Source organism: Mesorhizobium intechi (assembly GCF_002879535.1).
GTDB lineage: Bacteria > Pseudomonadota > Alphaproteobacteria > Rhizobiales > Rhizobiaceae > Mesorhizobium > Mesorhizobium intechi.
In genome coordinates, this window is sequence record NZ_PNOT02000002.1 from 1 (window position 1) to 8,062 (window position 8,062).

9 protein-coding genes are annotated in these 8,062 nt (G+C 65.9%); 5 read left to right on the forward strand and 4 right to left on the reverse strand.

Features of this window, described 5'->3' with window-relative positions; genetic code table 11:
* Positions 1 to 315: TetR/AcrR family transcriptional regulator (locus C1D09_RS00015; protein WP_143972394.1), on the reverse strand; the 315-nt coding region annotated here is incomplete at its 3' end.
* A gap of 66 nt (positions 316 to 381) precedes the next feature.
* Between C1D09_RS00015 and C1D09_RS00020 the strand changes: the two genes are divergently transcribed.
* Positions 382 to 807, forward strand: a complete 426-nt coding sequence (locus tag C1D09_RS00020) for a VOC family protein (protein WP_143972395.1) — start codon at positions 382 to 384, stop codon at positions 805 to 807.
* Positions 808 to 810: 3 nt separating this feature from the next.
* Here the strand turns inward: C1D09_RS00020 and C1D09_RS00025 are convergent, their stop codons facing one another.
* On the reverse strand, positions 811 to 1,761 hold the full coding sequence (locus tag C1D09_RS00025; RefSeq protein ID WP_143972396.1) for a S1C family serine protease: 951 nt from the start codon (positions 1,759 to 1,761) through the stop codon (positions 811 to 813).
* A 168-nt stretch (positions 1,762 to 1,929) separates the two neighbouring features.
* On the opposite strand from C1D09_RS00025, the gene C1D09_RS00030 reads away from it, so the two are divergent.
* The 3 genes from C1D09_RS00030 to C1D09_RS00040 all read left to right on the forward strand — a co-directional run bounded on the left by C1D09_RS00030 (position 1,930) and on the right by C1D09_RS00040 (position 4,413).
* Positions 1,930 to 2,802: a S1C family serine protease gene (locus C1D09_RS00030; RefSeq protein ID WP_143972397.1), complete on the forward strand. Its 873-nt coding sequence runs from the start codon at positions 1,930 to 1,932 to the stop codon at positions 2,800 to 2,802.
* A gap of 8 nt (positions 2,803 to 2,810) precedes the next feature.
* A complete protein-coding gene (locus C1D09_RS00035) occupies positions 2,811 to 3,446 on the forward strand; it encodes a helix-turn-helix transcriptional regulator (protein ID WP_143972398.1) in 636 nt (211 codons plus the stop codon).
* Positions 3,447 to 3,546: 100 nt separating this feature from the next.
* On the forward strand, positions 3,547 to 4,413 hold the full coding sequence (locus C1D09_RS00040; RefSeq protein ID WP_143972399.1) for an SDR family oxidoreductase: 867 nt from the start codon (positions 3,547 to 3,549) through the stop codon (positions 4,411 to 4,413).
* A 124-nt stretch (positions 4,414 to 4,537) separates the two neighbouring features.
* On the opposite strand, the gene C1D09_RS00045 is transcribed toward C1D09_RS00040, so the two are convergent.
* The gene (locus C1D09_RS00045) at positions 4,538 to 5,056 is read right to left on the reverse strand and encodes a TIGR00645 family protein (protein ID WP_143972400.1); all 519 of its coding nucleotides are present in this window, start codon (positions 5,054 to 5,056) and stop codon (positions 4,538 to 4,540) included.
* 326 nt (positions 5,057 to 5,382) lie between these two features.
* On the reverse strand, positions 5,383 to 7,680 hold the full coding sequence (locus C1D09_RS00050) for an OmpA family protein (protein ID WP_143972401.1): 2,298 nt from the start codon (positions 7,678 to 7,680) through the stop codon (positions 5,383 to 5,385).
* 198 nt (positions 7,681 to 7,878) lie between these two features.
* Between C1D09_RS00050 and C1D09_RS00055 the strand changes: the two genes are divergently transcribed.
* Positions 7,879 to 8,062 (forward strand): YkgJ family cysteine cluster protein (locus tag C1D09_RS00055; protein WP_342780193.1); only part of this gene is annotated, 184 nt, incomplete at its 3' end.

The following is an 8,062-nucleotide window of genomic DNA, read 5'->3' on the forward strand; positions in this document are numbered from 1 at the left end:
GCGCATGGCGTCGAGATAGGCGTCGGATCCAGCGATGAGCGCATCGCGGGCCTCGAGCGAGGATGGCGAAGCCCGCTCGATCTCTTGCGCCACCGCCTGTGCCTCCTGCTCGACCACGGCGGCGAACAGCGCCTGTTTGTCGGCGAAGTGATGGTAGAGCGCGCCGCGCGTGACGCCGGCCGCGGTGACGATCTCGGGCGTGCCGGTCTCGGCATAGGACTTTTCCGTGAACAGTTTTCGCGCCGCCGCGATCAAATCGGCGCGCGTCGCCTCGGTGCGGTCGCGGTTGGAACGGCGCGCGGATTCTTGTTGCATACATGCAGCCTGTATGTTAGTTCCATCTACATACAGACTGTATGTGATGTCCAGGGAGAAAGAAAGATGAAGACCACGAGCTATTATCCGGTGCTGATGACGGGCGACGTCGCCGGGACGGCGGCCTTCTACGTCCAGCATTTCGGCTTCCAGCCGCTGTTCGAAAGCGACTGGTATGTGCATCTGCAATCGGTGGACAACAAACGCGTCAATCTCGGCATCGTCCAGGGCGACCACGAGACGATCCCGCAAGAGGGGCGGGGGCGCACCTCGGGCCTGCTGATCAATTTCGAGGTCCGCGACCCCGACGCGGTCTATGAACGGATCCGCGCCGCCGGCCTGCCGATCCTGCGAACGCTGCGCGACGAGCCCTTCGGCCAGCGCCATTTCATCACACGCGATCCCAACGGCGTGTTGATCGATGTCATCAAGCCGATCCCGCCCAGCGAGGCGTTCCTGGCGCAATATGCCCAGGGCGCCGCAGGGGTTTGAGCCTCAGCCCGCCCTTGCCACCGGCGTTACCGCAACCTGGCTGACCCCGGTGCGGCGCACCACCGTGCACAGCGTCTCGCGGCCGATGCGCTCGGCGTCGAGCATGCGCACGAGGTCGTCGACGCCGGTGACCGGACGCCCGTCGATTGCCGCTATGATGTCGCCTTCCCTGAAACCCGCCTTGGCCGCCGGGCCGTTCTTCTCAACGCTGCGCAGCCGCACGGCCGTGCTGGTCGACACTTGCGACAACAGCGCCGCGCGGCGCGGCAAATTGGTGGTGTCGGCGGAGATGCCGATAAAGGCGCGGCGCACGCGGCCGAAGCGGATGATCTCGGAGATGACGAAATTGGCGGTGTTGGAGGCGACCGCGAAGGCAATGCCTTGCGCGCCGTGGATCATGGCAGTGTTGACGCCGATGACCTCGCCGGCCGACGACACCAGCGGGCCGCCCGAATTGCCGGGATTGAGCGCGGCATCGGTCTGGATGACGTCGTCGATCAGCCGGCCGGTCGAAGCGCGCATCGAGCGACCGAGCGCCGAGACGACACCCGATGTGACCGTCCATTCGAAGCCGAGCGGATTGCCGATGGCAATGGCGATCTGGCCGCGCCGCAGCCGCTTGGAATCGCCGAGCGGCGCGACGTCCGTGAAACTGCCATCGGCGCGCACCAGCGCGATGTCGGTGTCGGGATCGCGGCCAAGCACGCGGCCCTCGCTTGACGCGCCGTCGGGCATCGACACGCGCACCGTCCTGGCATCGCCGACGACGTGGAAATTGGTGACGACCAGCCCGTCCGGCGCGATGACGAAGCCGGAACCATGGCCGCCCTGGCCGCCGACGCGCTCGATGCGGCAGACGGCCGGACCGATGCGGTCGACCGCGTCGGCGACGGTGGTCGAATAGGCGTCGAGAAGCGTATCGTCGGATTGGAATTTGGCGGCAGCGAGGGCCATCGATGGGCTCCGTGTTTTCAGGCTTGATCGTGACTATATGTGCGGAGCGGCTGGAACCGCCGCGACCTGACCAGATGGCCAGTCAAACCGCCAACTAGCCGTCAGGCGAGTACCTCCAGGGGCGCCGTCGGGCGATATCTGGGACATGACGAACCCCAGGAGACAGCCATGAGTGATTTCAATCTGAATGCATTTTCGCAAGCCGTTGCCGACCTTGCCGCCAAGGCGGCGCCAGCAATGGCGAGCTTCGCCACCCACCACCATCGCACGGCAAGCGCCTTCCACTGGAGCGAGGGCTATTTCGTCACCGCCGAGGAGGCTGTCGAGGCCGGCGAGGAGATCGAACTGACGCTGGCCTCCGGCGGGACGGTGAAGGCCGAACTGGTCGGCCGCGATCCGTCGACGGGCGTTGCCTTGTTGAAGCCCGCGGATGCGGCCGGCCTGCCTGTCCTCGCCAGGGCCGATGCCGTTCGGCCGGGCAACATCGCAATCGCCATCGGCAACAGCCAGGGGTCGGCGCTGGCGGTGTCCGGCTCGGTCGGCGAAGTCGGGCCGGCCTGGCGCTCGATGCGCGGCGGCACGATCGACAGGCGCATCCATCTGGCTGTCGGCGCCGGCGGCCGCTTCGAGGGCGGCCCGGTGCTGGACGCCAAGGGCGCGCTGATCGGCATGCTGTTGTTCGGGCCGCGCGGCCGTGCGCTGGTCATGCCCTATGAGACGATCGGGCGGGCAGTGGCGACATTGCGTGAAAAGGGCCATGTCGCGCGCGGCTATCTCGGCGCCGGCCTCCATCCGGTGCGCGACCGCGACGCCCATGGCGCGATGGTGATGAGCCTCGACGACGCCGGTCCGGCCAAGGCCGCCGGCCTGTCGCTTGGCGACATCATCGTGGCGTGGAACGGCGAGGCCGTGCATGGCCCACGCGACCTGATCCGTCGGCTCGGCCCTGACAGCGCCGGTGCTTCCGTGACGCTTGGCGTGGTGCGTGGCGGTGAACAGCGCGACGTCACGTTGACCATCGGCGAAAAGCCGCTGAGCTGAGAGGATTGATGGAAACGCTCGCCGGCGACCGGATCGTGAGCAACAGTGCCGCTTCGCGGCAACTGGTGGTGCTGATTGCGCTTGGCGATGCCGCGCGCGCCGAGCGCCTGGCCGCCACGCTTGCCGCCAGCGATGACCTGCTGCCGGTGGTGGCCGGCGGCGGCAGGGCCGATGTCGCCATCGTCGATGACAGGAGCGGAGATGCCGTGCCGGCCTCCACACCGCGCGTGCTGCTTTCAGGGCGCGCCGGCGGCGGGCGGCCCGCCGGTGAGGTGTTTGCGGTCATGCCCGCGGGCGCCGACGATCTGCTGATCGCCGCGGCGGCGCGGCTGGTTGCTGCCGGCTATCGCGTCACGGGGGAGGGCAGAAGCGGACACCACGAGGATTTCCATGCGGGCGAAAGCGAGCCGTTCGAGGATGACGTCCTCGACGAGCATGCCGCCCGGCCAGCGCTGTCGCCGCGCGAGGCCGAAGTGCTGGCATTGCTGGCCGAAGGCGCGCCCAACAAGGTGATCGCGCGGCGGCTCAACATTTCCGTGCACACGGCGAAATTCCACGTCGCCGCGATCCTGATCAAGCTGGGGGCGGCCAACCGCACCGATGCGATCGCGATTGCGATGCGGCAGGGGCTGGTGCTGGTTTAGCCTCCGCTGCGTAATCCACATCCGGCATCTCTGGCCTTGCACTGTGATCGCCCACCGCGCAAAGGTTCGCGCCTGCCATGTTGCAAGGGAGGCGCAAGGAATGTCACTCAAGGGAAAGACGCTGTTCATCTCCGGCGGGTCGCGCGGCATCGGGCTGGCGATCGCGCTGCGGGCGGCGCGCGACGGCGCCAATGTGACGATCGCCGCCAAGACCGCCGAGCCGCATCCGAAACTGCCCGGCACGATCTACAGCGCGGCGCAGGAGATCGAGGAGGCCGGCGGCAAGGCGCTGCCTGTGCTGTGCGACATCCGCGAGGAGGCGCAGGTGGCCGAGGCGGTTGCAAAGACGGTGGAGACATTCGGCGGCATCGATATCTGCGTCAACAATGCCAGCGCCATCCAGCTCACCGGCACGCTGGAGACCGACATGAAGCGCTACGACCTCATGCATCAGATCAACACGCGCGGCACCTTCCTGGTCTCCAAAATGTGCATTCCGCACCTGAAGTTAGCCGATAACCCTCACATCCTGAATCTGGCGCCGCCGCTCGACATGAAGGCCAAGTGGTTCAAGAACCATGTCGCCTACACCATGGCCAAGTTTGGCATGTCGATGTGCACACTGGGGATGAGTGCGGAGTTCGCCAAGGACGGCATCGCGGTCAATTCGCTGTGGCCGATCTCGACCATCGACACGGCGGCGGTGCGCAACCTGCTCGGCGGTGCGACGGTCGCGGCGATGAGCCGTTCGCCCGACATCATGGCCGACGCCGCGCATGCCATCTTCATGCGGCCCTCGCGTGAGACTTCAGGCAATTTCTACATCGACGAAGAGGTGCTGCGCGCCGAGGGCGTCAGCGACTTTTCGATCTATGCGCCCGGCGCGACGGGACCGTTGGCGGGCGACTTTTTTGTGCCGGACGAGGTGTTTGCCCGCACGGAAAGCAAGATCAAGAGCATCTACTGACGCCGATCCAGCGCTGCCTTCATCCGCCCGCCGGCGTTCGTGCAGGAAAAGCCGGGCAATTGGCGTTCGCAGTGCGGACCGCTTCTCGCCTGCCGTCATGGCAATGGGGAGAAGGGAAGTTGCCCTACGCCTCGTCCTTCTTGCCTTTGCTCAGGCCCATCAGCCGGTCGATATAGGCCAGCATCAGCGCCGAGACGACGAAGGCGAGGTGGATGATGGTCAGCCACATCAGCTGGTCGGTCGAATAGGAGGACGAGTTGAGGAAGACCTGCAGCAGGTGAATGGAGGAGATGGCGACGATGGTCGAGGCGACCTTGACCTTCAGCGAGCCGACATCGATCGTGCCCAGCCAATGCACGCCGCCACCGTCCTGGTCGTCGAAGCGGCTGACGAAGTTCTCGTAACCCGAGATGATGACCATCACCACCAGCGAAGCGACCAGGGCGGCATCGATCAGGCCAAGCATCTTCAGGATGGTGTCGGTGTCGCCGAGCAGGAACACCGTGGTGATGAATTCGTAGAGCTTCTTGCCGAAGGACAGCGCGTAGACGGCCAGCGCCAGGCCGAGCCCGATATAGAAGGCGACCAGCAGCCAGCGCGAGGCGAGGATGATCGATTCGATGGCGAGTTCGAGACGCTTCATGAATGGTTCCGGTTGTTCGCTTGTCGATGGTCGGGCCGTACTCGACCAGGTCGTCGCTCTTTGCAAGATGGATCCAAAGCAAAAAACCCCGCCGGAGAGGGCCGGCGGGGCTCAATGCGTCCCGCTGGAGTCGGGACGGGGCAGGGAACGCCCAGCCCTGAATCTGGGGTCGGCGAGCCCGTGATTCAATGAGCCGATGCCGATGCCGGTACAAATCCTGTTGAGCCCGGGGTCGGGATTCGACGCGTTCCCATCCCCGGTCGAGCCGGGGATGGGAGCTTCTCGCCTCGAGTTCACAAACCAGGTCATGGTTCTGAAATCATGACCTAATTGTTGCTGGCGACCGGTGCCACCAGCGAGGTGATGCGGCGGATAGCGACGCGCCGGTTCTCGCGGTTGGGCGCCGAGGTGTTTACCTTCAGGTACTCCTCGCCATATCCCTGCGTCGTCAGGTTCTCCGGCGGGATGCCGAAGGCATTGGTCAGCGCTTCGGCAACCGCTTCGGCGCGGCGGTCCGATAGAGCAAGGTTGGCTTCCGGCGTGCCGACGGCGTCCGTGTGGCCCTCGATCAGGAAGGTCTCGGCCGGGTTCTTCTTCAGGAGTTTCTCCATGGCGCTAGCGACGCCCTCGAGCTTCTGCACCTCGGTGTCGGAGATCGAGGAGGAGCCGAATTCGAAGTTCAGCGTGTCGAGATCGACGCGGCGTGTAATGTCGCGCACGCGGGCCGAACGCTTGACCTCGTCGATCGAATAGAGACGCTGGACCCTCTCCACCGGCGGCTGGTCGAGGAAGGTGTAGTAGTCGTCGGGACTTTGCACATCCTCCGAATCCAGGATGTAATCACGGCGCGGAATGGTCAGCCGCATCGGCGGCAGATCATCGCCGGGATCGCGCCAGTCGCCCTCATCCTGATAGTTCCGATCGTCGACATAGCTCAGCACATATTCGCGCCCATCCGGCGTGATGCGCGAACGCTGGATGACATCGCCGTAGCGGTTGCGGATGGTGACGATCTGGACGCCATTGTCGCGCTGGACCGTCTCGCGTGTACGGCCCTGCGACAGATCCTCGTAATAGACGTCCTTGGCGCCCCGGTGCATCCGCGAGCCCTCATTGCTCTGCACGATCGTCTGGCCGCCGAGCTGGATGATGACGCGGTCGCCGATCTCCTTGAGCACGTCGACGCCCTTGGGACGACGGCGGTCGCGGATGTTCTCGTCGGGCGCCCGGTCGAGGCGCTTGCCCTTCTCTTCCGTCACTGGGACGAGTTGTTCAGGCTTGATCTCCTGCTGGGCTGCCTTGTCGTCGGCCGGAGGCGGACCCTGGTCGACAGGAGCGACCACCGGCTTCTGGCCCTGGTCGCCGCCTTGCTGGGCGTTCTGGCCACCATTCTGCTGTTCGCCATTCTGCTGGCCGTTCTGGTCGCCACGCTTGCGGCCGCCGCCCTTGCGCTGGGCATCCTTCTGGCTGTCGAGGATGGGCGCGGCGTTCTTGTCGGCAGGCGCTTCGCCCTGTACGGGGTTTTCGCCCTGGGCGGGCGCGGCCGTGTTGCCATTGGCGGGCTGTTCGCCGGTTGCCGGCTTCACGCCMTTGGCCGGKTGKTCACCCGTCACGGGCTGCTTGCTGGTCTGCGGCTGTTCGCCTGTCGCCGGCTGCTCGCCAACCGCGGGCTGTTCGCCCGCCGGCTTCCTGCCATGCTTCTTCGTCTTGTCCTGGGGCTGCTCGTTCGTCTTGTCCTGGGGCTGCTCGCCCTGGACCGGCTGTTCGCCGGCAGGGGCCGGGGCAACCTTCGGCGCCACTGCTTCGCCGGCCGGAGCTTCTTTCGGCGTAGGAGCGGCTTCCGGCGTCACCGCCGGGGCAGCAGGCGCCTGCTTCTGCTGATCCTGCTTGTGTTTCCTGCCGGGCTTGACCGGCTGGTTGTCGTTGGCGGGCTGTGTCTCACCGGCCGGAGCCTTTTCGACAGGCGCCTGCTCGGTCTGCTGCTGCTGGTCGCGCTTCTTCTTGCGCGGCTGTTGCTCTTCGGTTGCCGGAGCGGCCGCGTCGGCCGGCGCCTGCTCGGTCTGCTGTTGCTGCTGGTCACGCTTCTTCTTGCGCGGCTGCTGGTCTCCGGCTGGTGCCGCCTGTTCGGCCGGCGCCTGTTCGGTCTGCTGTTGCTGCTGGTCACGCTTCTTCTTGCGCGGCTGCTGGTCTTCGGCTGGTGCCGCCTGTTCGGCCGGCGCCTGCTCGGTCTGCTGCTGCTGGTCACGCTTCTTCCTGCGCGGCTGCTGGTCTTCGGCGGGTGCCGCCTGTTCGGCCGGCGCCTGCTCGGCCTGTTGCTGCTGCTCGTGCTTCTTCTTGCGCGGCTGCTGCTCCCCGGCGGGTGGAGCAGGTTGTTCGGCGGCCGGGGCTGCCTGCTCGGCCGGCGCCTGTTGGGCCTGCTGATCGCGCTTCTTCTTGCGCGGCTGCTCTTGGTCGGTCGGCTGTGCCTCGTCCGCGGGTGCGGCCTGTGCCAGGATCAGCGGCGTTCCACCGCCTTGCATGGGGCTGAACGAGGCACTTCCCTGAAGCGGGAACGCGCTCAAAGGCGCGGATGCCATCAACAGGCCAAGTGCGCTGCCTGCCAGAATCCAGGGTTGGCGTTTCATCGAAAACTCTCCTTGTGGGGTCCCATCCTTGCCGAAACCGATCTTGGCCCGATTGGTTCCAGTTCGGTGGGGATAGACACCGTACAGGGCGATTGGCCGGCCTTTTGAAGGCAACTTCGTGTCATTCGGCCGGGTTGCGGCCGCATTTCAACCGCTGTCGCGCTTGACCTCGGCGGCGGCCGGGGCCACATCCCCAAAATGGAAACGCCGTTCTGGAAAACAAAGACGCTGGAGCAGATGAGCCCGGCCGAGTGGGAATCGCTGTGCGATGGCTGCGGCAAATGCTGCCTGTCGAAGCTCGAGGACGAGGATACCGGCGAGATCTATTGGACCAGTGTCGGCTGCCGGCTGTTCGACGCGCAGACTTGCCGCTGTTCCGACT